Origin of the sequence: Arthrobacter sp. TMP15 (assembly GCF_039529835.1) — a bacterium.
GTDB lineage: Bacteria > Actinomycetota > Actinomycetes > Actinomycetales > Micrococcaceae > Specibacter.
In genome coordinates this window covers 3,431,208-3,455,342 of sequence record NZ_CP154262.1, presented here as the reverse complement: position 1 = coordinate 3,455,342, position 24,135 = coordinate 3,431,208, and the positions used below count along the sequence as shown (strand labels likewise).

At 57.5% G+C, this 24,135-nt stretch carries 21 protein-coding genes; 13 read left to right on the top strand and 8 right to left on the bottom strand.

Translation table 11 applies throughout. The annotated features are described in order from the left end of the window. Window positions 1-41: 41 nt before the first annotated feature. Entirely contained in the window at window positions 42-1,043 is a 1,002-nt protein-coding gene (locus AAFM46_RS15645; RefSeq protein ID WP_343318726.1) for a nucleoside hydrolase, read from the bottom strand. Window positions 1,044-1,206: 163 nt separating this feature from the next. Between AAFM46_RS15645 and AAFM46_RS15640 the strand changes: the two genes are divergently transcribed. The 8 genes from AAFM46_RS15640 to dhaM all read left to right on the top strand — a co-directional run bounded on the left by AAFM46_RS15640 (window position 1,207) and on the right by dhaM (window position 10,306). Continuing rightward, window positions 1,207-2,256, top strand: coding sequence for a LacI family DNA-binding transcriptional regulator (locus tag AAFM46_RS15640; protein WP_283529015.1), 1,050 nt, complete (start codon window positions 1,207-1,209; stop codon window positions 2,254-2,256). Window positions 2,257-2,375: 119 nt separating this feature from the next. After that, window positions 2,376-3,824 (top strand): lysine--tRNA ligase, encoded by a 1,449-nt coding sequence (gene lysS / locus AAFM46_RS15635; protein ID WP_343320474.1) that lies wholly within the window; start codon window positions 2,376-2,378, stop codon window positions 3,822-3,824. A gap of 262 nt (window positions 3,825-4,086) precedes the next feature. Beyond that, entirely contained in the window at window positions 4,087-4,419 is a 333-nt protein-coding gene (locus tag AAFM46_RS15630) for an Lsr2 family protein (RefSeq protein WP_283529017.1), read from the top strand. 295 nt (window positions 4,420-4,714) lie between these two features. Continuing rightward, window positions 4,715-7,228: an ATP-dependent Clp protease ATP-binding subunit gene (locus AAFM46_RS15625; RefSeq protein WP_343318725.1), complete on the top strand. Its 2,514-nt coding sequence runs from the start codon at window positions 4,715-4,717 to the stop codon at window positions 7,226-7,228. Window positions 7,229-7,351: 123 nt separating this feature from the next. Continuing rightward, complete coding sequence (locus tag AAFM46_RS15620) at window positions 7,352-7,906, top strand: amino-acid N-acetyltransferase (protein ID WP_343318723.1); 555 nt, start codon at window positions 7,352-7,354, stop codon at window positions 7,904-7,906. 67 nt (window positions 7,907-7,973) lie between these two features. After that, a complete protein-coding gene (gene dhaK, locus AAFM46_RS15615; RefSeq protein WP_283529023.1) occupies window positions 7,974-8,975 on the top strand; it encodes a dihydroxyacetone kinase subunit DhaK in 1,002 nt (333 codons plus the stop codon). Beyond that, on the top strand, window positions 8,976-9,623 hold the full coding sequence (dhaL, locus tag AAFM46_RS15610; protein ID WP_343318722.1) for a dihydroxyacetone kinase subunit DhaL: 648 nt from the start codon (window positions 8,976-8,978) through the stop codon (window positions 9,621-9,623). It begins immediately after the preceding gene. Next, a complete protein-coding gene (gene dhaM, locus AAFM46_RS15605) occupies window positions 9,620-10,306 on the top strand; it encodes a dihydroxyacetone kinase phosphoryl donor subunit DhaM (RefSeq protein ID WP_283529027.1) in 687 nt (228 codons plus the stop codon). The genes dhaL and dhaM overlap by 4 nt, the downstream gene beginning before the upstream one ends. Window positions 10,307-10,390: 84 nt before the next feature. On the opposite strand, the gene AAFM46_RS15600 is transcribed toward dhaM, so the two are convergent. Further along, window positions 10,391-11,329 carry an A/G-specific adenine glycosylase gene (locus tag AAFM46_RS15600; RefSeq protein ID WP_283529029.1) on the bottom strand — a complete coding sequence of 313 codons (939 nt, stop codon included), beginning with the start codon at window positions 11,327-11,329 and terminating at the stop codon, window positions 10,391-10,393. A 273-nt stretch (window positions 11,330-11,602) separates the two neighbouring features. Between AAFM46_RS15600 and AAFM46_RS15595 the strand changes: the two genes are divergently transcribed. Further along, on the top strand, window positions 11,603-12,157 hold the full coding sequence (locus tag AAFM46_RS15595) for a hypothetical protein (RefSeq protein ID WP_343318720.1): 555 nt from the start codon (window positions 11,603-11,605) through the stop codon (window positions 12,155-12,157). A 48-nt stretch (window positions 12,158-12,205) separates the two neighbouring features. Here AAFM46_RS15595 and disA read toward each other — a convergent pair whose 3' ends face one another. The 5 genes from disA to AAFM46_RS15570 all read right to left on the bottom strand — a co-directional run bounded on the left by disA (window position 12,206) and on the right by AAFM46_RS15570 (window position 18,491). After that, on the bottom strand, window positions 12,206-13,276 hold the full coding sequence (gene disA / locus AAFM46_RS15590) for a DNA integrity scanning diadenylate cyclase DisA (RefSeq protein ID WP_283529033.1): 1,071 nt from the start codon (window positions 13,274-13,276) through the stop codon (window positions 12,206-12,208). A 316-nt stretch (window positions 13,277-13,592) separates the two neighbouring features. After that, window positions 13,593-15,002 (bottom strand): DNA repair protein RadA, encoded by a 1,410-nt coding sequence (radA, locus tag AAFM46_RS15585; RefSeq protein ID WP_343318718.1) that lies wholly within the window; start codon window positions 15,000-15,002, stop codon window positions 13,593-13,595. Between the two features lie 170 nt (window positions 15,003-15,172). Continuing rightward, window positions 15,173-16,291, bottom strand: coding sequence for an FUSC family protein (locus tag AAFM46_RS15580; protein WP_343318716.1), 1,119 nt, complete (start codon window positions 16,289-16,291; stop codon window positions 15,173-15,175). 48 nt (window positions 16,292-16,339) lie between these two features. Next, a complete protein-coding gene (locus AAFM46_RS15575) occupies window positions 16,340-16,828 on the bottom strand; it encodes a MarR family winged helix-turn-helix transcriptional regulator (RefSeq protein WP_283529039.1) in 489 nt (162 codons plus the stop codon). Between the two features lies 1 nt (window position 16,829). After that, window positions 16,830-18,491: an MDR family MFS transporter gene (locus AAFM46_RS15570; RefSeq protein WP_343320472.1), complete on the bottom strand. Its 1,662-nt coding sequence runs from the start codon at window positions 18,489-18,491 to the stop codon at window positions 16,830-16,832. A 332-nt stretch (window positions 18,492-18,823) separates the two neighbouring features. Here AAFM46_RS15570 and pstS point away from each other — a divergent pair, with 332 nt between their 5' ends. From pstS to pstB, 4 genes are read left to right on the top strand one after another with little or no spacing between them, the layout of a single operon-like run. Continuing rightward, window positions 18,824-19,942 carry a phosphate ABC transporter substrate-binding protein PstS gene (pstS, locus tag AAFM46_RS15565; protein ID WP_343320471.1) on the top strand — a complete coding sequence of 373 codons (1,119 nt, stop codon included), beginning with the start codon at window positions 18,824-18,826 and terminating at the stop codon, window positions 19,940-19,942. A 21-nt stretch (window positions 19,943-19,963) separates the two neighbouring features. Beyond that, a complete protein-coding gene (pstC, locus tag AAFM46_RS15560; RefSeq protein ID WP_283529040.1) occupies window positions 19,964-20,908 on the top strand; it encodes a phosphate ABC transporter permease subunit PstC in 945 nt (314 codons plus the stop codon). Beyond that, the gene (gene pstA / locus AAFM46_RS15555) at window positions 20,905-22,014 is read left to right on the top strand and encodes a phosphate ABC transporter permease PstA (protein ID WP_283530111.1); all 1,110 of its coding nucleotides are present in this window, start codon (window positions 20,905-20,907) and stop codon (window positions 22,012-22,014) included. Before pstC ends, pstA begins: the two co-directional genes overlap by 4 nt. Window positions 22,015-22,039: 25 nt before the next feature. Next, on the top strand, window positions 22,040-22,819 hold the full coding sequence (pstB, locus tag AAFM46_RS15550; protein ID WP_283529042.1) for a phosphate ABC transporter ATP-binding protein PstB: 780 nt from the start codon (window positions 22,040-22,042) through the stop codon (window positions 22,817-22,819). A 305-nt stretch (window positions 22,820-23,124) separates the two neighbouring features. Here pstB and AAFM46_RS15545 read toward each other — a convergent pair whose 3' ends face one another. Next, window positions 23,125-24,135: an inorganic phosphate transporter gene (locus AAFM46_RS15545; protein ID WP_283529044.1), complete on the bottom strand. Its 1,011-nt coding sequence runs from the start codon at window positions 24,133-24,135 to the stop codon at window positions 23,125-23,127.

Genomic DNA, 24,135 nt, shown 5'->3' with positions numbered 1-24,135 from the left:
CTTGGTTAGTGCTCCGGACTTTGCTAGCTGGGATGGCCGGCTCAAAGTTCAACCTCGCCAATGCGTACAAGAGCGTCTGTGATCAGGTTCCAGAACTTTTTGTGGTCAAGGCTCACAGCCACGGAGGTTTTGCAGTCAACAGGAGCTGGTGCGCGGAAGTCAGCTACTGTCATGCCGAGGGTCAGGGTGCCGGTCAGCTCAATGTCAACGGGCACCTTGTGCGTTGTCATGACTGTGGGGTCAATGACATAGGCGACGGCGCAAGGGTCATGGACGGGCGGGTAGTCGAAGCCCTGGATGTCCTTGTATGTTTTGGTGAAGAACTCCATCAATTCCATGACGAACTTGGCCGGTTTGGTGCCCACTGCCTCGATCGCGGCAACAACCTCAGGGGTTGCCAGCGCCTGGTGCGTGAGGTCAAGGCCCACCATCACTACTTCCCACCCGGCGTTGAACACGATATGGGCAGCTTCGGGATCGATCTTGATGTTGAATTCAGCCACGGGGGACCAGTTGCCCACGTGGTAGCCGCCGCCCATGAGGACAACTTCCTTCACGCGCTGAACAATGCGCGGCTCCTTGCGGGCAGCCATGGCAATGTTTGTTAGCCCCGCAGTGGGGACAAGGGTCACAGTGCCGGGCTCGTGCGTCATGATGGTTTCAATGATGAGGTCGACGGCGTGACGAGGGTCAAGAGTGATGCTCGACTCAGGCTGGGCTGGTCCGTCCATGCCGGAATCTCCATGGATGTCGGCGGCGGTTTCAATACTGCGCACCAAGGGGCGGTCGCAGCCGGCGGCAAACGGCACTCCTGTGATCCCGGCAATTGTGCCTACGCTGAGCGCGTTGCGCGTTACTTTTTCCAAGGTCTGGTTGCCCACAACAGTTGTTACTGCCAATAGTTCAATGTTTGGGTTGCCGTGCGCTAGCAGGAGCGCAACTGCGTCATCATGGCCGGGATCGCAATCCAGAATGATCTTGCGAGGTGTTGTGAGCGCATGTGCGGCGTCAACTGGCTGGCTGAGGATTTGTTCCGGATTCACTTTTTCTCCACGTCGTTGGGGCGATTCAGGGTCCAGGGACCGTGCGCAGGATTCAGTCTGACATTGAGGTCTTACGTACGTCAAGCGCTTAACGCGGTTCACGTTAAGCGCTTGACGTCCGTTGGTTGACGCAGCGTGCTCAACGCACCGATACGATCGATTCATGCAGCTGCCAACAACACAACAGTCCGGCAGTGCCGTGAGGCCACGCGTCACTGCAGCAATGGTCGCCACCCGGGCGGGTGTTTCAGCGGCAACCGTCTCCCTTGTGACAAGCGGCAAGACCGCCGGGCGGGTCTCCGCTGAGAACATCGCCAAGGTTGATGCCGCCGTCGCAGAGTTGGGCTATGTGGTCAATGGGTTGGGCAGTTCTCTGGCCAAAGGTCGCAGCAACATAGTGTTTCTCGTGGCTCCAGATGTCTCCAACCCGTTTTATGCAAAGGTCATTGCGGGTGTCAAGGAAGCCATTGGCAAAGACTTTCAGCTATTGCTCTCCGTTACCGAGGCTGGGCAGACACCGAAACCGCAGGACGTGCGAAGGCTGCTTGCACTGCGACCGGCGGGACTACTCATTGACGCGCCCAGCGCGGAGTTCCTCACAGAGCTGCGGGCCAGCGATCCCATGGTGCTCTTGGACGCTGCCGGGATTGAAAGTGAAGTCCCTTCCGTAAACTTTGATGTGGCCCATGGGGCACGGATGTTGGCGGTGCATTTGGCCGAGCAGGGACATAACACAGTCTGCTATCTGGATAGTTCAACAGGTACTGGGACCTTCCGGGTCCGCCGGGAAGCTTTTTGTGAAGAAGCACAGCTGCGGGGGATTGCTGTTGTCGCCACGGCGTCCACAACCGTCGATGTTGGCACGGCGGCGCTGGCGTTCACCAGTCACTGGCCAGCCTGGTCAGCTCAGGGGGTGACCGCTCTCGTATGTGCCACGGACACTCAGGCTTATGGGATCTTGCAAGAAGCTCGTGTGGCAGGAGTTGCGGTACCGGAATCTTTGGCCGTTACAGGGTTTGATGACTTGCCGTATTCAGAAACATCCAACCCGGGACTCACATCCGTGCACCTGCCCGCCGGGGAAATGGGAAGTTTGGCAGGAGGGGAATTGCTGAAAATAATATCCGGGGAAGATACCACCGGCACACATTTGACTCTAGAAGCCACCCTCGTCATTCGGGGGTCCACACGCGCAACTTTGCACAGTGATTAGTCACCAACTGAGTGTTTAGTAAAGGGCACGGAGGGTTCACTCAGATTCACCAACTAAGCTGTTATATCGTGAGCGCAGAAAATAACCCCACCCCCGAGCCCAGTGACGCCTCCGAGCAGATGCTCGTCCGCATGGACAAGCGTGCCAAATTGCTTGAGCGAGGTGACCAGGCCTACCCGGTTGGGGTGGCACGAACCCACACGTTAGAAGAAATTCGGGCCAAATACCCGGATTTGGAAGCGGATTCCGCGACAGGCGAGATCGCAGGAGTCACAGGACGCGTTGTTTTTGTGCGGAACAAGGGAAAGCTCTGCTTTGGCACATTGCAGTCAGGCGCGGGAACACGCCTGCAGGTAATGCTCTCTTTTGCCAACGTTGGCGAAGATGCCCTGGTTGACTGGAAGTCACTTGTGGATCTTGGTGACCACGTCTTTATCAAGGGTGAAGTCATCAGCTCCCGCACCGGCGAGCTTTCCATTATGGCCACAGAGTGGGCCATGGCCTCCAAGGCGCTACGGCCGTTGCCGGTGTTGCATGCGGAGCTGTCCGAGGAGATGCGCGTACGCAGGCGCTATGTGGACTTGATTGTCCGTGACGCTGCCCGTGAACAAGTCAAAACGCGCTCCGCTATTGTCAAAGCAATCAGGGACACTCTTCATGGCGAGGAGTACATTGAGCTGGAAACACCCATTTTGCAGCTCGTCCACGGTGGAGCCTCCGCCCGACCGTTCCACACACATCTTAATGCGTTCGACCAACCGATGACGTTGCGTATTGCTATTGAGCTTTACCTTAAACGGGCCGTTGTTGGCGGTATGGACAAAGTCTTTGAAGTTGGCCGAATCTTCCGCAATGAGGGTGTTGATTCCACGCATAGTCCCGAATTCACCATGCTTGAAGCGTATGAAGCGTATGGTGACCAATTCACCATGGCTGCAACCATGCAGCGAATTATTCTTGCCGCAGCAGACGCAACTGGTTCGCGAGTCATTGAAACGGCTCGCGGACAGATTAATCTCGACGGCGAATGGCCTTGGCTTCCTGTCTACAAGGGACTTTCGGATGCTGTTGGAGTTGAAATTACTCCGGCCACCACAGCACAAGAATTACGGGATATTGCAGCCAAGCAGGAAATCGGAATTGATTCGGCCTGGGATGCGGAGAAACTGGTAACCGAACTATTCGGTGAAATTGTTGAGCCAACACTTATTCAACCAACATTTGTTTGCGATTATCCTCCGTCGGCTCAGCCGCTGGCGCGTCAGCACCGTGAAAAGCCTGATCTGATTGAAGCCTGGGATCTTGTTATTGACGGTCGCGAAACGGGAACCGCTTTTTCTGAACTCATTGATCCAGTTGTTCAGCGTAACCGTCTCACACAGCAATCTCTTGCGGCCGCGGCCGGAGATCCTGAGGCAATGCAACTTGATGAAGATTTTTTGCGTGCCTTGGAATACGGCGCCCCGCCCATGGGTGGACTCGGGTTGGGCGTGGACAGACTAGTGATGCTCTTCACGGGTGTTGGAATCCGCGAAGCCATTCTCTTTCCTTTGATGAAACCCGAGTAGGAACGGCGAAATTATGGAATATGTTGCGGTTATCCTGCCTTCTTTAGGTGTAGGAGCCCTTTTCTACTTCGCAATGAAGGCGATATTTAATGCTGATAGGTCTGAACGTGATGCGCTAGCGCGGGCTGAACAGGATGCGGATAGCGACCAGGACCACGCAGCGCAATAGTCATTACACTGATCGTTCTTTGACGTAAATGAATTTTAGAACCATAATTTGTTATGTAGCATTCATTAAATCTAATGTGAGGCGATAACCCCCATGGCACAAAAAATTCACATCACACTCGTGGACGATATTGATCAGAGCCCTGCAGATGAAAATGTCACGTTCGGTTTAGACGGAATCAATTACGAGATTGATCTGTCTGCAGAGAATGCGAACTCATTGCGCGAAGCCTTGGCCACGTACGTTGGCGCAGGCCGTCGCGTAGGTGGCAGAGCTGTTCGCGGCCGCGGCCCGGCAACCGCAACAAAGTCCAGCAGCGATGTGGCACAGATTCGCGCCTGGGCGCGTGAGAACGGCTACACAGTGCAAGAACGTGGCCGCATTCAAGCTGAAATTCGCGATGCTTACTACGCGGCGCAGGGCTAATACTTGCGTGATCCCATAAATCGGTAAATCGATTTTTTGGAAGTTGGCCAGAAGTCGGCCGGAAGTTAAAGAAGTTTCTGAGGTATCTGGTGGGTGTTGAATCAGCACCCGTTTGGGGAGCCAATTACCATAGATCAACGGCGGGATCACCTGAGATGGTGGTCCCGCCGTCGTACTTTAAGAACACAGTGCCGCGCCCGGATGCAAACTTGCTATTTCCCCTGTGGCGAACATGCCCCCATAACGGCCGGGCACTGCGTAGCATCAAAGTACGCAGTAAGAGGAGTGTGGCGAAATGTTTGAGCGATTTACTGATCGAGCCCGACGTGTTGTTGTGCTGGCCCAAGAAGAGGCCCGCATGCTCAACCACAATTACATTGGCACGGAGCATATTCTGCTCGGCCTCATCCACGAGGGTGAAGGTGTTGCCGCCAAGGCCCTAGAGTCCTTGAACATTTCCCTTGACGGTGTCCGGGAACAAGTTCAGGAGATCATTGGGCAGGGGCAACAGGCTCCTAGCGGGCATATTCCCTTCACCCCGCGCGCCAAGAAAGTTCTTGAACTTTCACTGCGGGAGGCCCTACAACTGGGCCACAACTACATTGGCACTGAGCACATTCTGCTTGGACTGATCCGTGAAGGCGAAGGCGTTGCCGCTCAGGTACTAGTGAAGCTCGGCGCTGATCTGGGCCGTGTGCGCCAGCAAGTCATCCAGCTGCTCTCCGGTTACCAAGGCAAGGAACCAGTGGCCAGTGGTGGCGGCCAGCCTGAAGGGCAGCCCGCGGGCTCGGCTGTTCTTGACCAGTTCGGCCGTAATCTGACACAGGCTGCACGGGAAAATAAGCTTGACCCTGTCATCGGACGCGAGCATGAGATGGAACGCGTCATGCAGATCCTCTCCCGCCGCACCAAGAACAACCCTGTTCTCATCGGTGAGCCCGGCGTTGGCAAGACTGCAGTTGTTGAAGGTTTGGCCCAGGCCATTGTGCGCGGAGACGTCCCTGAGACCATCAAAGACAAGCAGCTGTACACCCTTGACTTGGGCTCCCTCGTGGCAGGTTCTCGGTACAGAGGTGACTTCGAGGAACGTCTGAAGAAGGTGCTCAAGGAGATCCGCACCCGCGGAGACATTATCTTGTTCATCGATGAAATCCACACGTTGGTGGGGGCAGGTGCCGCCGAGGGCGCCATCGATGCCGCTTCTATTCTGAAGCCCATGCTGGCCCGCGGTGAGCTGCAGACCATCGGTGCCACAACACTGGATGAGTACCGCAAGCACATTGAGAAAGATGCCGCCCTGGAGCGTCGGTTCCAGCCCATTCAGGTGCAGGAACCAACGGTTCCGTTGACCATTGAAATCCTCAAGGGCCTGCGCGACCGTTACGAGGCACATCACCGTGTCTCCATCACCGACGGTGCACTGACCGCGGCTGCCACCTTGGCAGATCGTTACATCAGCGATCGGTTCCTGCCAGATAAGGCCATTGACTTGATTGATGAGGCAGGTGCGCGTCTGCGTATCCGCCGCATGACGGCTCCGCCGGAGCTCAAGGCCATGGATGGTGAAATTGCTGCCGTGAAAAAGCGCAAGGAAGACGCCATCGACGCCCAGGACTTTGAGGGTGCCGCATCCTTGCGAGATGACGAGCAGAAAATCATCACTGCCCGTGCCGAAAAGGAACGTCTTTGGAAGTCCGGTGGATTGGATGAGATATCCGAGGTGGATGAAGAACTCATCGCCGAAGTTCTTGCCAACTCCACAGGTATCCCTGTCTTCAAGCTGACCGAGGCCGAGTCCACGCGTCTGCTGAAGATGGAAGATGAAATCCACAAGCGCGTGATTGGCCAGAATGAGGCCATCAAGTCAATTTCGCAGGCCATTCGCCGGACGCGTTCGGGGTTGAAGGATCCCAAGCGTCCAGGCGGCTCGTTCATTTTTGCCGGCCCCACAGGTGTTGGTAAGACTGAGCTGGCCAAGGCGCTTGCTGACTTCCTCTTTGGCGATGAAGATGCGCTCATCACGCTGGATATGTCCGAATATTCAGAGAAGCACACAGTGTCTCGACTCTTCGGTGCTCCTCCGGGCTACGTTGGCTATGAAGAAGGTGGGCAGCTGACCGAAAAGGTCCGCCGTCGTCCGTTCTCCGTGGTTCTGTTCGATGAGGTTGAAAAGGCCCACGCCGACCTGTTCAACTCACTGCTGCAGATCCTTGAAGATGGCCGTCTCACAGACAGCCAGGGCAGGGTTGTGGACTTCAAGAACACCATCATCATCATGACCACGAACTTGGGCACGCGCGATATTTCCAAGTCGATCGCCACCGGGTTCCAGTCAGGTTCAGATACTCAGACCGGTTACAACCGGATGCGAGCACGGGTAACAGAGGAGCTCAAGCAGCACTTCCGCCCCGAGTTCCTGAACCGTGTTGATGACGTTGTGGTCTTCCCGCAGCTCACCCAGGATGAGATCATCGAGATCGTTGACCTGATGATTGCACGTTTGGAGTCTCGTCTTGCAGATAAAGGTATGGGCATTGAGCTCACACCGGCAGCCAAGATTTTGCTCGCCACCAAGGGCTACGACCCCGCTATGGGTGCACGGCCGCTGCGCCGCACCATCCAGCGCGAGATCGAAGATCACCTCTCCGAGAAGATCCTGTTCGGGGAACTCAAGGATGGCGACATTGTCACCGTGGACGTTGAAGGCGAAGGTGACGAGGCAAAATTCACTTTTGTGGGCGCAACCAAACCGAATGTTCCGGAGGCCATCACTGCCTCAGCTGAAGCAATCGATGTAGTAAAGCACTAAAGCACCAAAGTACAGCGAAGGGCGCATGACCTGAATGGGTTGTGTGCCCTTTTTGCGTGCTGGTTTATTACGCAGGCCGGATTTGCGACGTCGAAAAACTCCGGCCAAGGGTCGTAGACTGAAATGGTGACTACCAATACCTCCAACCCAGCTATTTCACTGCGGGCCGCCCGCACTTCCGACGTTCATGCCATCAAGGAACTTGTGGCGCCCTTGGCGGAAAAACGAATCTTGATTTCCAAAGAATCAGTCACCTACTTTGAAGCTATCCAGGAATTCCTTATCGCTGAGGTTGACGGGAAGATCGTTGGCTGCGGGGCGTTACACATCATGTGGGAAGATTTGGCGGAAATCCGCACATTGGCCACCGATGATGGATGGCGAGGGCATGGGGTTGGCCGGGCGCTGGTTGATCAACTACTTGCAAACGCTCAAGAGTTGGGTGTGGGACGGGTATTTTGCCTGACCTTTGAGGTGGACTTTTTTCTTCGCAACGGATTCGCAGTCATGGCCGACCAAAGTGTTGTGGACCCTGCTGTTTATTCTGAACTGTTGCGCTCGGCAGATGAGGGTATTGCCGAGTTCCTTGACCTGGCTAGGGTCAAGCCCAACACTTTAGGCAACACACGCATGATCCGGACGCTTCCGGCCTTACCAGCAGGGAACTCTCCGGGGTAAGGTTCGGATGGGAGCCAGACTGAAACTGGTTTGCCATTCACCGCTGTGCGATTCGGAAGGTTTTGCCTTGAAAAAGCTCATCAATGATCCCAAAACAGTTGTCGATGAATCTGTGGAGGGGTTTGGTCAGGCCCACGCAGACCATGTAAAAGTTCATCCGGACCCGTTGTTCATTACGCGCAAAGATGCGCCCAGGGAGGGCAAGGTTGGCCTGGTCTCCGGTGGCGGTAGCGGGCATGAGCCCTTGCACGCCGGGTATGTTGGTTACGGCATGTTGGATGCGGCTGTGCCGGGGGCCATGTTCACCTCACCCACGCCGGATGCGATCATTCCGGCAACCCTCGCAGCGAACGCGGGCGCCGGCGTCGTCCATATTGTGAAGAACTACACCGGTGACGTACTTAATTTTGAGACGGCGGCGGAAATGGCTGAAGCTGAAGGTGTCTTAGTGCGCACCATTTTAGTGAACGACGACGTAGCCGTGGAAGATTCGCTGTACACGGCTGGCCGGCGCGGGGTTGCGGGCACGGTTCTTGTAGAGAAGATCGCCGGGGCAGCCGCGGAACGCGGAGACGATCTGGACGCCGTCGCAGCTATTGGTAACAGGGTCAATGATAATGTGCGCAGCATGGGGGTCGCACTATCAGCGTGCACAGTCCCGCACGCGGGTGTCCCCAGCTTTGAGCTGGCAGAGGACGAGATTGAGATCGGCATTGGCATCCACGGCGAACCGGGCCGGCACAAAATACCGATGGAGAACGCGGACGGGATCACCGAAAGACTGCTTGAACCCATTCTGGCCGACCTCAAGCCAAAAGCGGGGGATAAAGTACTGCTGTTCGTCAACGGGATGGGTGGTACACCAACAAGCGAGCTTTACATCGTTTACCGCCATGCTGCCAAAGTTCTGGCGCAGGCCGGCCTGGTGGTTGAACGCTCACTGGTGGGCAACTACATCACGGCCCTTGAAATGCAGGGCTGTTCCATCACAGTGCTTCGGCTGGATGATGAAATGACCAAACTATGGGATGCTCCGGTGAACACGCCGGCACTGCGTTGGGGGATGTAAATGTCAGAGACAACACTTGATGTGGCGTGGGCCGTGGACTGGCTCCGCCGCAGTGCAGCAGTAGTGGGCGAAAACCGGGTGGCACTGAGTGAGCTGGACAGGGCCATTGGAGATGGAGACCACGGTGAAAATATGGATCGTGGATTCAGTGCCATCCTCCAAAAGCTGGACGCCGAGCCTCCTGCCACGCCGGGAGCTGCATTCAAACTTGCTGCCATGACCTTGATGTCCAAGGTGGGCGGGGCGGCCGGACCGTTGTTTGGCACAGCCTTCCTGCGCGCGGCAACCGCAGTGGGGGATGCCACTGATATTGATTCCGGCATGCTTGCTGCGGCACTGGGAGCTGCCCGCGATGGAGTTGTTGCCCGCGGCAAGGCTGCTGTGGGAGAGAAAACGATGATCGATGCCTGGAGCCCCGCCGTGGATGCGGCAGCAGCTGCTTCCTCTGCCGGGGCTTCGCCGGCGGTGTTGCTGGAGAACGCTGCCGCGGCGGCCGAAGCCGGCGCAGTATCTACCGACCCGCTGATCGCGCGAAAGGGGCGGGCCAGCTATTTGGGGGAGCGGGCAATCGGGCATAGGGATCCCGGAGCGGCCTCGTCGGCGCTCATTTTGCGTGCTGCAGCGCAAGCGGCAGGGGTTAGCGCATGAACGTTGGATTAGTGATCATCTCGCACAGCGCCCAGCTAGCTGCCGGGGTGGTTGAGTTGGCCGCCCAGATGGCCCCGAATGTTGTTCTGGTTCCTGCCGGCGGCATGGACGACGGCGGCATTGGAACTTCCCTGGAAAAGGTCATGACGGCGCTGTCGCGAGCAGATACCGGCAGTGGTGCCGTGGTGCTGACCGACCTAGGGTCAGCCGTTATGACTGCCGAAGCGGCTCTTGAGTTCATGGGCAACCCCGAGGAGCTAAAACTGGCAGAGGCTCCATTAGTGGAGGGTGCGGTTGCAGCCGCCGTAGCGGCTGAATCGGGCGCCTCCCTAGCCGATGTATGTAAAGCCGCTGAGACGGCGTTGCAACCAAGCGCGGTGGCAACGCTGCCAGCGGAGGAAAACGGTTCGGATCTAGATGGTGATGGCGCAGTAAGTGCCGTTCTGACATTGCTGAACCCGATGGGCTTGCATGCACGGCCGGCTGCGGTCTTAGCGGGAAAGTTGGGTGCCATGGATGTTCAGATCGATATCAACGATGTGGATGGCCAATCGGTCATGATGCTGATGACCCTGGGCGCAGGGCAGGGGACCGAGCTGAACGTTTCTGCCACTGGACCGGATGCGCAGCGTGCGGTTGATCTGGTGCGCAGCGAAGTTGCCGCTGGTTTCGGAGAGCTCTGAGGGCCCGCTTTCCAGGGGAGAATTTTTTCTTGCTCCTGATCCCCCGTCTTTACTGGGGGGATCAGGAGCAAAAGGAGAGTCAGGTCAATGCGGTAGGTGATAGCCGGCGTCGGAGAGCTCTGCCAAACCATCTGCCACCAGCCCGGTTAGGGCACGTTGCAGCTGGGGGGCGTGTGTGTTCAAACTATGTAGCTTGCTTAACTCGGAACCGACCTCAGCATGCACCAAGGCTGCCGCCGCGTCCCAGAAGAGATCCGCGTGCACCGGGGAGCTTGCGGCGCGCAGCACGGCCATGACCGCGCCACGAACTTGCCTGTCGGTGCCTGCCCAAGGCTGCCCCTTGGGAATGTATGTGGGTTCGGGCTGGCCGGCCGCGATCCAAGCACACTTATCTAACACCGGGCAACTCTGGCACTTTGGATTGCGGGCAGTGCAAATTAGTGCACCCAACTCCATCACACCCGCATTCCAGAGCACCGATTCTTGGGTGTCTTGGGGCAGCAGCTTAGTGGCCAAAGCCATCTCGGCAGCTGTGAGAGTGGGCGCCGGCAGGGCTTGTCCAATAACGAGCCGGGCGTGTACACGGCGGATATTTGTATCAACAACTGTGCTCCGCTGACCGAAAGCGAAGGCGGCAACTGCGGCGGCCGTGTAGGTGCCCACGCCTGGAAGGGCTAACAGTTCCGCGTAGGTACCTGGCACGGCACCATTGTGCTGTTGAACAATCTGTTGCGCGGCGGAATGCAATCGCAGTGCTCTGCGTGGATAACCTAGTTTGCCCCAGGCGCGAAGCACATCAGCTGCGGGTGCGGCGGCGAAATCAGAAGGGGTGGGCCAGCGCTCCAACCACTGCTCCCACACTGGCCGTACCCTCACTACGGGAGTCTGTTGGAGCATTATTTCACTGACAAAGATTCCCCACGCTGAACAATCCCCACGCCACGGCAGGTCTCTAGCCTCGCGGCTGAACCACTCCTGGATTTCTTTGTACACCCAAACTCCTTGTAGCTTGCTGTTTCTCATGTCGCTGCTGGTGGATACCATGGCGCAGTGGCAGTTCCACTGTAGATTACCCACGGCTCAGTGGCGCCCAGGCCGCCTCATCATGCGGGCTGGGCGCTGCGTTGATCCATCCCACGACATCATTTGGCGGCGTGGTTAGCGATGGGTGGAGCACGATTTAGATAAGCTGAGGATGTGGGAACAAAAGGGAAGTCCGGAGCGGGCAGGGGTCCTTCCTCCGCGCCTCGATCCAAACCCAGAGTTTCGGCCAAAGTGTACCGACGGCGCCGGTTGGTGGCTCTTATTTTGCTGATGGGCGTCATTGTTGGACTTGTTGTTGGTGGGTTCTTCATCGCGGGCTTGCTTGGAACAGGCAGCAGTACCCAGGATTCCCCCGGCCTCGATTCAGGCACAGCGAATCCGAAGAGTGCGCCGAAACCCGGCACACCGCCGTCGGCCGTTTGCGATGAAGCTGGCATCAAGGTAACGGCCGCTGTAGATAAACCGGCCTACGGGCCGGAGGAAACACCTATTCTGACATTGCAGGTGACAAACTCCGGCAAAACATCTTGCGATATCAACGTGGGAACAAGCCAAATGGAGTATCAAATCACCAGCGGAGATGACATCATCTTCAACTCCAGGAACTGCCAGCTGGATCCGAGTGATCTGGTGAAAAACCTCAAACCGGGGGCCTCAGAGTCAGCGAATTTTGTCTGGAAAGTCAACAGAAACGCACCTGAATGCGCCGAGGTTCAGAGCAAGCCAGGCCGGGGCGGGGCAACCTACATGTTTGTGGCAACGCTAGGTAAGTGGTCAAGTGAGAAGGTCACCTTCACCTTGCAGTGACAGCACTAGTGCGGACCTCTCATTCAAGGCAACGCGTAAGCCTACGGATTAAAGGAAACGGTCCAGCAGGCTGGCTTCTGCAATCCGAGACAGGCCCTCCCGGACATTACGGGCACGAAGTTCGCCAATACCGTCTACCCGCATGAGCTCATCAATGGTTGCTGCCATCAAATTCTGTAGTCCGCCAAAGTGGTCAACAAGGCGTCCCGCAACTGCGCGCGGAACCGCCTTCAGTCCTGACACCAAGCGGTACCCACGGGGTTGAATGATGGCGTCGAGTGAGTCGTTTCCACTGGTCAGCCCCACAATTCGCGCAATGAGACTCAGATCGATCAGGTCAGCTTGATCGATCTCCTGCAGGGCGGCAACGGCACCGTCAACATCGGTTGAGCCGCCGTCTGTGTAATCGCGGATGACCATATCTGCACCCGACCCGCGGGCAGTTGAGAGTTCTTCCAATTGCAGGGACAGCAAGCGCCCGTCAACACCAAGTTCAAGGACGTATTGGGCAATTTCTTCCGAAATTCTGCGTACCATTTCATGGCGTTGCAAGGTGACGGCCACGTCGCGAACGGTGACCATCGCCTCAATCTCTAGGGCAGAGAGGGAGTTTGTTACCTGATCCAGGCGGGCTCGGTAACGTTCCAAGGTGGCCAAAGCCTGGTTAGCGCGGGCCAAGACTTTTTCCGAGCCTTCCAAAACGTAACGCAAGCCATCCACGTACAAGGCAATGATCTGCATGGACTGGCTCACGGATACAACCGGCACCCCAGTCTGGATGGCGACGCGCTCTGCCGTACGGTGCCGAGTTCCTGATTCCTGAGTTTCAATGCTTGGGTCTGGTACCAGCTGGACGGCGGCACGCAGGATCTTGGTTACGTCCTTATCGCAGACAATGGCGCCGTCCATTTTCGCTAATTCGCGCAAACTTGTGGGAGCAAAATCTATGTCAATTTCAAAGCCACCGGAGCACAGGCTCTCAATTGTTTTATCTGAACCAAGCACAATCAGTGCCCCAGTGCGCCCGCGAAGAATCCGTTCCAGCCCGTCACGCAGGGGTGTCCCCGGTGCGACTCGAGCAAGCGTGGCCTTGAGGGCCTCTTCGGGACTGCGAAGCATGGAAGCTCCTTCTTTTCACGCACGGGAATCCGCGCAGGTATCACTTCCCATAATAGTGGGAATTCCGCGTATTTATGGGCTTGCATGCCCAAATGGACAGGGCATCGTGACCGATCTGTGTCTTTTGGGCTGATACATGGCCATTACTGCTTGGTGTCAGGAGCCGTTAACTCCTCGCCACGCCCCGTCGCCACGCCCCGTAGCCGCTCGTTCCGTATCTGGAAACACCGTAGCTGGAAACCCCGCAACTGGGCACCCCGTGCCAAAGATGAGGAAGCCGTGACGCTCCGAAGGGGCACCACGATGATGGGCAGCGTTAGATTCGAGGCTCTGGTGAGCCATGGAGGATGAGTTCAGTGGCTTCGGCGATATGTTCAATCTCCTTTACGGTGAAATCAGGGGGGATGATGCCAGGCCCGGCCGGGCTGCGAGGGACAAGGGCATAGGAGTACCCAAGCCGGCTGGCCTCGTGAATTCGTTGGTTAATGCCCGGTACCGGGCGTACCTCACCGGCTAGTCCAACCTCGCCAAACGCAACCATCTTGGTATGGACGGGTTTGTTGGTTTTGGCGGAAACTATTGACAGTGCCACGGCCAGATCCATGGCTGGCTCGCTCAACCGGGCCCCGCCTACTGTTGCCACATAACTGTCGTCAGCATCGAGGCGTAGTCCGGCCCGTTGCTGAAGGACCGCAAGCAGCATGCCAATGCGGGTGGAGTCTAAACCGCTAACCGTGCGACGGGGCTGGGAACCTAGAGCCGGTGTCAGCAACGCTTGAACCTCAGCCAGCAGTGGGCGGCGGCCTTCCATTGTCACTGTGATGCAGGTTCCGGACACCGGTTGGGACGTTCTGGAGGTGAAAAGTCCGCTGGGATCGGCAAGCCCCTCAATGCCATCATCGGTCAGATCAAAACAGCCGACCTCGTCAGTTTGGCCGTATCTGTTTTTCACAGCCCGCAACAGGCGTAATCGGGAGTGACGTTCGCCGTCGAACTGACACACAACATCCACCAGGTGTTCCAGCAGGCGTGGCCCGGCAATGGAGCCATCCTTTGTGACATGCCCAACCAGTAGGGTCGTCATATTCAGACGCTTGGCAGCAGCAATAAGCGAGGCTGCCACCTCACGGACCTGTGACACGCCACCAGCGCTGCCATCGACCATTGCACTGCTGAAGGTCTGCACAGAGTCCACAATCAACAGAGCTGGTTGCACCGCCTCGACCTGGCCAAGAGCCGTGCCAAGGTCAGTTTCAGCACTGAGATAAAGAGTGTCCGCAACGGCGCTAATGCGTTCTGCACGCAGCTTCACCTGCGCGGCGGATTCTTCACCCGTCAAATAAAGCACTACTTTTGGTTCGCGTCCATGTTCGTTGCGGGCAAATTTAGCTGCCACGTCCAGTAGCAGGGTGGATTTGCCGACGCCGGGTTCCCCTGCCAGCAGGATTACGGCGCCCGGAACCATGCCACCGCCTAGAACGCGGTCGAGCTCGGGGACACCTGTGAGATTGTGGGCAGCGTGAGAGGCATCAACTTCGGAGATGAGCTGGGCTGGGCGCACCACTGTAGTGGCCGCTGTTGTCCGCACAACAACTGTCCCGATTTCCTCCAATGTGCCCCACGCCTGACACTCGCCACAGCGCCCTACCCATTTGACAGCGCTCCAGCCACATTCGGCACAGCGGAAGTTTTTCCCAGCGTTCGTCTTTGCACTCTTTGTTGCCATGGTTCAACACTATCGCCGGGTACTGACAACGGTATTAGTTGCTGATCGATTCGTTCGCGCGGAGGTGTCATTATCTCCAATCTCACGAGGGCGGGGTGGTGAGGGAGAGGGATAGATGAGGGTGGGGTGGTGAGGGAGAGGGATAGATGAGGGTGGGGTGGTGAGGCTGGCTACAGCTTGGGCAGCATGGATCTGGCTTCGGAGGGTGTCATTTTGGCCGTCTCAAGAAGATCAACCATCAGCGTGCGGAATAACAGCACCACAGCTTCACCTTCCATTCGGGTGATTTCCAATTTTGTGGGGTGCAGTCGGGTAGCAATGTCTGCCAGGGTGTGGCGGGCATGGCTGAGCATGGAGTGAGAAGTTGTGTCGGAAAGGGCGGCACCTAGCTCATCCACGGCTGCAGCCGTATCGCTGAGTGCATCGGCAAGATGAACTGTGCCGGTGTCTGAAAGTGCTGCATTGTTGATCACGCTTGCAAGCCGTCTGGCGAGTACCCGACTTGAACGCATGGCGTAATCCACGTGCACCATCAGTTTCGTCAACCCCTCAACTTCCTGCAAATGTTGCCTGTACACGGGGGAAAGCCTGGCAATTTCAACTGAGCCTCGCAGGCCTTGGCGCATGGCGTCAATGCGGGTCTGTTGATTGCGGGCTCTGACAAGGGCGTGCCAAGCGGTGGTTGAGTCGTTGTATGAGAGTGCAGAGGCACATTCACGCAGGACAAGGGAGAGCTCGCCAAGGACCTCTTTAAGGTCGTCTTTGGGTTGCCGGCGAGGATCCCGTGGCAGTAGAAATGTTGCGGCCAACGCAAAGCATCCACCGACGACGGCGTCCAGGCTGCGAGTGAAAGGGCCGCCCACAGGAATTGGCAGCAACACTACAAGCAGGGACTGTAAGGCCAACTGGGTGGTGAAAATAGCGCCGCTGTCAAGGAACCGTGCCAGCAGAATGGATAGGAAAAGTACCAGTGCCGCCTGCCAGATGCCGGAACCAAGGAAGTGCAGAAGCAGGTCTCCCACAGCAATGCCAATGGTGCAGCCCAACCCCACCTCGAGCACACGGCGCAGGCGCGGATCTCTGGAGAACCCCAAAGCGATAATTGCACTGGTTGCCGCAAACAATGGGCCGTGATGCCCCAAAACCAGCTCAGAGAAATAGTAAGCGCCCACGGCACAAACGGCCATCAACAGCGCGGGGAGAATGGAGCTCCAGCTTCGGCGCAAGCCCAAACGGACACGCCGCTTCAGAAAGATGACGGTTTTGGCGGACCGATCCAGCTCTGACATGGGCACCAGTCTATGCCAGGGCGGCACCTGCGCGAGCCACCGGAAACGTTAGTCCGCGTTCTCATTGAGACGGCCAAGCAGGTCGGCAAAGCGGCGGACTTCCACGGGGTCCCACGTCGAGAGTCTGTCGTAGAGCACGCGCCGGGTGTTGGCTAGCGAGGCGCTGTAACGGGTGTGGGTTTCCTCTGTCATGGCAACCAGCATGGCCCGCCCGTCATCGGGATCCGCGGTGCGGTGGACCAACTTGAGCACTTCCAAATGCTTGACTGTGCGGCTCATGAGGGCCTTATCGACCCCCATCTCCTCCGCCAGCGTCACCTGCTGGGAAGGCCCCAGTTGCGAGAGGATAGTCAGCACCTTGAAGCCCGTAGGCTGTAATTCCGGGTGGATGGCTGCTGCACGTTTCCGGATGGCATTTCGGGTCCTGATGACCATGGTGCCAAACTGTTTCTCCACGTCCGCAATGGCATCGATCATATGCTGATCGGAGTCGGGTAGAGATGGTGGCGACTCACACTGTTCATTGACACGATTCACGTCAGCTTCGTACCCCTGTGTCTTCTTTATTAAGAGTTGGGGTGATCGCAACGAGCGCTTCGCTAACCTCAACAAGATTTTGTTCAGCAGCCTCTAGTGCTTGGCTTGAATTCTCTGCGGCTATGTCGCTTTTAGCTCGTTCGTCGCGGGTCTGAGCGCTCAGCTCAAGGTTGGGAAGGAACGCGACGGCCAAGATTGTTAGGATGCTCAGCGGCGCGGCGATCATGAAAATGTAGGCCACAGAATCACCATAGCTTGATTCGATGATGGTGCGTACCGAGTCCGGGAGGTTATGTACGGCAGGGATGTTCCCGCTGGCCAGAGCCGCACCGATGTCCTTGCCCTTGTCCCCCAGGGCGGCGATGGCCGTTTGAAGTTCGGCTGATTTACTTGACATCAAGTCCATGACCTTGGTGGCCATCAGGGCGCCCAATACGGAGACCCCGATGGTGCCGCCAAGTGAGCGGAAGAACGCAATCCCCGAGCTCGCCACGCCGATTTCGGCAGGGGTGACGGCGTTTTGCACAATCAGCACCAGGTTCTGCATGACCATGCCCAAGCCCGCTCCGAGCGCGAACATGTAGAGGGAGACAAGTGCAAAATTTGTGTCGTAATGAATGGTGCCCAGTAGGAACAAACCAAGTAGCTGGAGCACTGATCCCGTCACCATAATGGCTTTCCACTTACCGTGCTTGGAAATCAAGGCCCCGGCAACGGTAGAAACAATCAACAGTCCGGCCATCATGGGGATGGTCATGAGTCCGGACTGTGTGGCGTTGGCGCCGCGAGCCAGCTGCATGTATTGGGCCAAGAAGACTGAGGTGCCAAACATTGATACTCCCACGGAGATGGAAGCAAGCACTGACAGCGTGAATGTGGGGTTCTTAAACATTGTCAGTGGGATAATCGGCTCAGCTGCCTTGAATTCCACAATCACGAACGCGATCAGGGATACGACTGCGCCACCAACCATGACATAAGTGTTGATGCTGGCCCATTCAAACTGGCTTCCGGCCAGCGAAACCCAAATCAACAGCAGTGAAACTCCTGCCGAAAGCAAAGCGATCCCGGCGTAGTCGATGGAGACTTTGCGTTTGGGCTGAGCAGGGAGGTGGAGAGTCTTTTGAATCAAGATGATGGCAAGAGCCGCAAAGGGCAGGGCTACAAAGAAGTTCCAACGCCAGTTGATGGCGTCGGTGATGAACCCGCCGATCAGCGGCCCACCCACGGTGCCCAAAGCCATCACGGCGCCAAACAATCCCATGTACTTGCCGCGCTCACGCGGAGAAATGATGTCTGCCATGACAATCTGGGTCAGTGCCGTCAACCCGCCAGCGCCCAACCCCTGAAAAACGCGCATGGTGATCAACATGGTGGTGTCTTGGGAGAACCCAGCGATAGCTGAGGAGATGACAAACACCAGTAAGGAGATCTGCAGCAGCAGCTTTCGGTTCGAGAGGTCGGCAAGCTTGCCCCAGATGGGCGTTGAAATTGTCGTGGCCAGCAAAGTGGCCGTGACCACCCAGGTGTAGGCGGTCTGAGTGCCGTTCAAATCCGAAAGAATGACGGGAAGTGAAGTGGAGACAACCGTTCCAGCAAGGATTGAGACGAACATTCCCATGAGCAGACCTGTCAGTGACTGCATCACCTGACGATGGGACATGCCGGATTCAGGTGGCGCCGAGGCTGGCTGTGCGGTGGTTGGTGCGTGGGACAAAAGAGCTCCAAAAAATACTTACGAATGGTTGATGTGTATCAACTATATATTTTAAGTTGTCCCAGGACAACCATCTCTCGTGTGAGCTGCCTCAAATTTTTCGCCGACGCCCCGGATTCGTTCAAAAATGTGACTCGCGTCCTACCAGGTTTCCAAGAATCCCCGCAGCGTTAACCTTCCGTTCACTTGGCGGCGGCCGTTGAGTCACTTCCGGCTCTTAGGCTCAAGGAGTAATGAATCGAAAGCAGCGCAACGAAGACGTAGAAGAGGTAAAAAGCGTGAAGTCACTTCACATTGGCCGCGTGGCAGCAGTTCTCACTGTTGGCGCATTGGCACTGACAGCTTGCGGTACCGACGCAGTGGTGGACTCCGGCAGCGGAGCAACGACTCCGGCAAACGCTGGCCCCTCCGTCACCGGCACTCTGACCGGCACCGGCGCAAGCTCCATCTCCGCAGCCATGGACGCCTGGAAGGCCGGCTTCGAGTCCTCGAACTCAAATGCCAAGATCCAGTACTCCCCGGAAGGCTCCGGCGCCGGGCGCAAAGCCTTGATCGCAGGAGCCGTGCAGTTCGCTGGCTCGGATGCGTATCTGAAGGATGAAGAGCTAGTCTCCGCACAGGAAAAGTGTGGTCCGGACGGCGCCATAAACATCCCCTGGTACATCTCACCGATCGCTGTCGCGTTCAACGTTGAAGGCGTCAAGACGCTCAAGCTCGACGCCGGCACCATTGCGAAGATCTTCCGCGGGGACATCAAGAACTGGAATGACGAAGCCATCAAGGCCGCCAACCCAGAGGCAACTCTGCCCGACCTGGCCATCACGCCCGTGCACCGCTCCGATAACTCGGGCACCACCGAGAACTTCACTGACTACCTGGCGGCAGCAGCTGACAGCGTATGGACCGATAAGAAGTCCGGCGACTGGCCCGCATCGCTACCCGGTGAGAATGCCAAGGGCACCTCGGGCGTTGTCAAGACTGTTACTGAAACCGCTGGTGCCATCACATACGCTGATGACTCCGCTGTAACCGATGCTCTTGGCAAGGCCGAACTGAAGGTTGGAGACTCCTTCGTTGCCGTCACCGCCGAGGCAGCAGCCAAGGCAGTAGACGCAGCCAAGATGGTTGAAGGACGCTCTGCTAACGATCTGTCCCTGAAGCTGGACCGCAAGACAACTGCTCCGGGCGCTTACCCCGCAATCCTGGTCTCCTACGGTGTGTTCTGCGCCCATTACCCGGACGCCGCCACCACCGATCTGGTGAAAGCCTTTGGCAACTTTGTCCTTAGCGATGAGGGTCAGAAGCAGTCCGCAGCTGCGGCTAAGAGTGCGCCACTGTCCGCTGAGCTGGCCGGCAAGGCCAAAGCAGCAATCGACTCTATCAGCGTCGCCAAGTAAGCATCAGTAGAAAGCACTAGATTGTCCACCACAAAGCTCGAACCGAAAGCAGCTGGGCAAGCCCGGACGGGCCGCATTGGAGACAAGGTTTTCTCCAGTGCGGCCCTAGCCGCGGGCGCGCTGATTGTTGCCGTGCTGTTTGCCGTAGCCCTGTTCCTTGTTGTTCAGGCACTGCCAACCTTTAGCGCACCATCCTCCGATATCAGCGGTGGTGAGGGGTTCTTCTCCTACATCTACCCGATCGTTATTGGTACGCTCATCGCAGCCACGATCGCCCTGCTCATTGCCACACCCATTGGGGTGGCTGTGGCATTGTTCATCTCCCACTACGCTCCGCGCAGTCTCGCTCGAGGGTTGGGATATGTGGTGGACCTTCTGGCGGCCATCCCATCAGTTATCTACGGCGCCTGGGGTGCCAGTTTCTTGGCATCCCAACTAAAGACACCGTACGCGTGGTTGGCTGAAAACGCCGGCTGGATTCCAATCTTTGGCGGGCCTGCATCTGGAACTGGAAAAACTATCCTGACGGCCGGTATCGTCCTGGCTGTCATGGTGCTTCCCATCATTGCCTCACTAACCCGCGAAATTTTCCTGCAGGCACCAATGCTGCATCAGGAAGCGGCGTTGGCGTTGGGGGCAACACGGTGGGAAATGGTCCGTATGGCTGTTCTTCCCTTTGCTCGCGGCGGCATCATTAGCGCCGTCATGCTGGGTCTGGGCCGTGCACTGGGTGAAACCATGGCCGTGGCGCTTGTCCTCTCCTCCGGCCCGTTGATCGCCTCCTTGATCCGTTCCGGCAACCAAACAATTGCCGCTGAGATCGCACTGAACTTTCCTGAAGCCTTCGGTCTGCGCATGCACGAACTCATCGCTGCCGGACTCGTATTGTTCCTCATTACGCTGGTGGTTAACATGGTGGCTCGATGGATCATCAACCGTCACAAAGAATTCTCGGGAGCCAACTGATGGCCACGCTCATGACCGAACGCAAACGATCGGCGCTGACCCGCGGTCACTTGCCGCGCTACACCCCTTATGTGATCGGCGGCAGCGCCATTGTGGTGGCCGCAGCACTCATGTCACTGATCGGATTCAACGTCTTTGGCTGGGCCGTGCTTTCGGCGGTGCTGTTTGCTGCAGGAAACGTCACCAGCGCTGCAGTTGTTGAAGGCCGCCGGAAGGCAACAGACAAACTAGCCACCTCACTTGTTGTGGGCGCATTCCTGGTGGCGTTACTGCCGCTTATCTCAGTCATCTGGACGGTACTTATCAACGGTGTGCCGGGCCTGCTGACACCTGGATTCCTGAGCACCTCAATGAATGGCGTGACAGGTGCCGTGGATAATGCCTCGGTCAAGGACGGTACTCCCGTCCTTGGTGGTGTCTACCACGCCCTGATCGGCTCGGTTCTGATCACTCTCTGGGCAACTTTGATCTCGGTGCCTGTAGGGCTGCTGACAGCCATCTATCTTGTGGAATACAGCGGCGACAACTATTTCTCAAAGGTCATCACCTTCCTGGTAGACGTCATGACAGGGATTCCTTCGATCGTTGCCGGCTTGTTCGCCGCGGCCTTCTTCGCCATGATCATGGGGCCGGGGACCAAGACCGGGTTCGTGGCCGCAGTCGCCCTTTCAGTGCTCATGATCCCTGTGGTTGTTCGCTCGAGCGAGGAAATGCTTAAAATCGTGCCCAACGAACTTCGGGAAGCGGCGTATGCACTGGGTGTGCGCAAGTGGCGCACCATTCTCAAGATCGTCATTCCGACGGCGATCTCGGGTATCGCTTCCGGTGTGACCTTGGCGATCGCCCGGGTCATTGGGGAAACAGCACCACTACTTGTCACGGCCGGGTTCGCCTCCTCCATCAACATGAACGTTTTTGCCGGTTGGATGTCATCCCTGCCCACGTTTATCTACACGCAGATCATGACGCCCACCTCGCCGTCAAACTCGGATCCCTCCACGCAGCGTGCCTGGGCTGCGGCGCTGTTGTTGATCATCCTTGTCATGCTCCTGAACCTTGGTGCCCGCCTGGTGGCCCGCCTCTTTGCGCCGAAAACCGGCCGCTAAATTATTCTGAAATGGAACTCTAGCTATGTCCAAACGTATTGATGTCAGCGATTTGAACGTCTACTACGGTGATTTCCGTGCCGTGGAGGACGTCAGCATCACTCTCGACGCCAAGAGCGTCACAGCATTCATTGGCCCGTCAGGCTGCGGCAAGTCAACGTTCCTGCGCACCTTAAACCGCATGCACGAGGTCATCCCGGGTGCGCGCGTAGAGGGGAAGGTTCTGCTCGACGGGGACAACCTCTACGCCGACGGCGTCGACCCAGTGACCGTGCGCAGCCAGATCGGCATGGTGTTCCAGCGACCCAACCCGTTTCCCACCATGAGCATCCGTGACAACGTGCTGGCAGGGGTCAAGTTGAACAGCCGCCGCATGCCCAAATCCGATGCCGATGCACTCGTGGAGAAATCCCTCCGCAGCGCCAACCTGTGGAACGAGGTCAAGGATCGTCTGGAGAAGCCCGGCTCCGGCCTCTCCGGTGGTCAGCAGCAGCGCCTGTGCATCGCCCGCGCCATAGCGGTATCACCGGATGTAATCCTGATGGACGAGCCCTGCTCGGCCCTTGACCCCATCTCCACGCTCGCTATTGAGGACCTCATTAACGAGCTCAAGGACGAGTACACGGTGGTGATCGTGACGCACAATATGCAGCAGGCCGCCCGTGTTTCTGACAAGACAGCGTTCTTCAACATTGCAGGCACCGGGAAACCGGGCAAGCTCATCGAGTTCGCCGAGACGGCAGCGATCTTCAATAACCCGAGCGAGAAGTCAACCGAAGACTACGTCTCCGGCCGCTTCGGTTAGTCCCCACGCCCTCCCCCTGTTCGCAAGCTCACAGCGGGGCCCTCGGGCGTGTGGGCCCACCCACGCCCTCCCCCTGTTCGCAAGTTCACAGCGGGGCCCTCGGGCGTGTGGGCCCACCCACACCGGTCCATGTTCACAGCGGGGCCCTCGGGCGCGTGGGCCCACCCACACCGGTCCATGTTCACATAATGTACGACGGCGACGCTCACCATAACGGTGGGGTCGCCGCCGAACGTTAACGGCTCATTTTTCTCCCGCAACACAGCCTGAAAGCCTGGGCGTAGTTTTACGCCAGTGGTGCGGTTTTACGCCAGTGGTGCCAGGGCCAGGAAGAACAGCGCGCCCAGGAGCAGGCAGGCAATGGGAGTTGCTACCCAGGCCCCGGCAATCCGGGTCAGCACCCGTCCGTTGGTGGCTGCAAAGCGCTGATTCCCCCCGGCGCCGACAATGGCGGCAGTAACAGTGTGGGTTGTGGACAAGGGCATATGAAGTCCAATGGCGCCAATGAACAATAGCCCGGCGCCCACCAGCTGGGCGACAAATCCACGCATGGGGTCGATGCGGACAAGTCGGTGTCCCAGCGTGTAGGAGATCCGCCAGCCACCAAATAGTGTGCCTATTGTCAGAAACGCGGCGGTGAAGATCGGCACCCACAGGGGTATTTCGCCAGCCCCGATGGTGCCGGCGGCTATGAGGGCAAACAAGACAACCGCCGTCGTGCGTTGGCCGTCCTGAAGCCCATGCCCAAATGCCACTGAGGCTCCAGCAACTGACTGTAACTGCCGGGTGCGTTGGTTTACTTTGTTGGGTGCGGTGTTTCGTGCGGCCCAAGATGTGGGGTAAACAGCCAGGAAACCAAGGATGAAAGCAACGACGGGGGAGACCAGCAGCGGCACCAGCACCAAAATCAGCATGGTGGCGTAAATGCCTTCAAGCGGGGGTTGCCCAATAATGGTTGAACCCAAGGAAGCCCCGACGAGCGCACTGATCAGGGCGTGCGTTGAGGATGATGGGAAGCCGCGCCACCATAGGTAGACACCCCATAAATTGGCGCCAATAAGTGCTGCAAGTAGCAGGATCAGACCACTGCGGCCTTCAGGTACCGAGAACAGCTTCTCGGCGAACGTAGCCGTCAGCGCCACGCTAGCTATAGCACCCAGACAGTTGAATAAACCAGCCAAGAGCAGCGCCACGGTGGGCGTTAGCGCGCGGGTTCGCACTGAAAGTGCGACGGCGGATGAGGCATCGCGAAAACCGTTCAGGAACGCGAATATTGCTGCAGTGACGATCACAGCACTGAGCAGGACGGTGATCAA

Coding starts and splice junctions, on each gene's coding strand:
- AAFM46_RS15640 (WP_283529015.1), top strand. CDS start 1,207: ATGCAGCTGCCAACAACACAACAGTCCGGCAGTGCCGTGAGGCCACGC.
- lysS (WP_343320474.1), top strand. CDS start 2,376: ATGCTCGTCCGCATGGACAAGCGTGCCAAATTGCTTGAGCGAGGTGAC.
- AAFM46_RS15630 (WP_283529017.1), top strand. CDS start 4,087: ATGGCACAAAAAATTCACATCACACTCGTGGACGATATTGATCAGAGC.
- AAFM46_RS15625 (WP_343318725.1), top strand. CDS start 4,715: ATGTTTGAGCGATTTACTGATCGAGCCCGACGTGTTGTTGTGCTGGCC.
- AAFM46_RS15620 (WP_343318723.1), top strand. CDS start 7,352: ATGGTGACTACCAATACCTCCAACCCAGCTATTTCACTGCGGGCCGCC.
- dhaL (WP_343318722.1), top strand. CDS start 8,976: ATGTCAGAGACAACACTTGATGTGGCGTGGGCCGTGGACTGGCTCCGC.
- dhaM (WP_283529027.1), top strand. CDS start 9,620: ATGAACGTTGGATTAGTGATCATCTCGCACAGCGCCCAGCTAGCTGCC.
- AAFM46_RS15600 (WP_283529029.1), bottom strand. CDS start 11,329: ATGAGAAACAGCAAGCTACAAGGAGTTTGGGTGTACAAAGAAATCCAG.
- disA (WP_283529033.1), bottom strand. CDS start 13,276: ATGCTTCGCAGTCCCGAAGAGGCCCTCAAGGCCACGCTTGCTCGAGTC.
- radA (WP_343318718.1), bottom strand. CDS start 15,002: ATGGCAACAAAGAGTGCAAAGACGAACGCTGGGAAAAACTTCCGCTGT.
- AAFM46_RS15580 (WP_343318716.1), bottom strand. CDS start 16,291: ATGTCAGAGCTGGATCGGTCCGCCAAAACCGTCATCTTTCTGAAGCGG.
- AAFM46_RS15570 (WP_343320472.1), bottom strand. CDS start 18,491: ATGTCCCATCGTCAGGTGATGCAGTCACTGACAGGTCTGCTCATGGGA.
- pstB (WP_283529042.1), top strand. CDS start 22,040: ATGTCCAAACGTATTGATGTCAGCGATTTGAACGTCTACTACGGTGAT.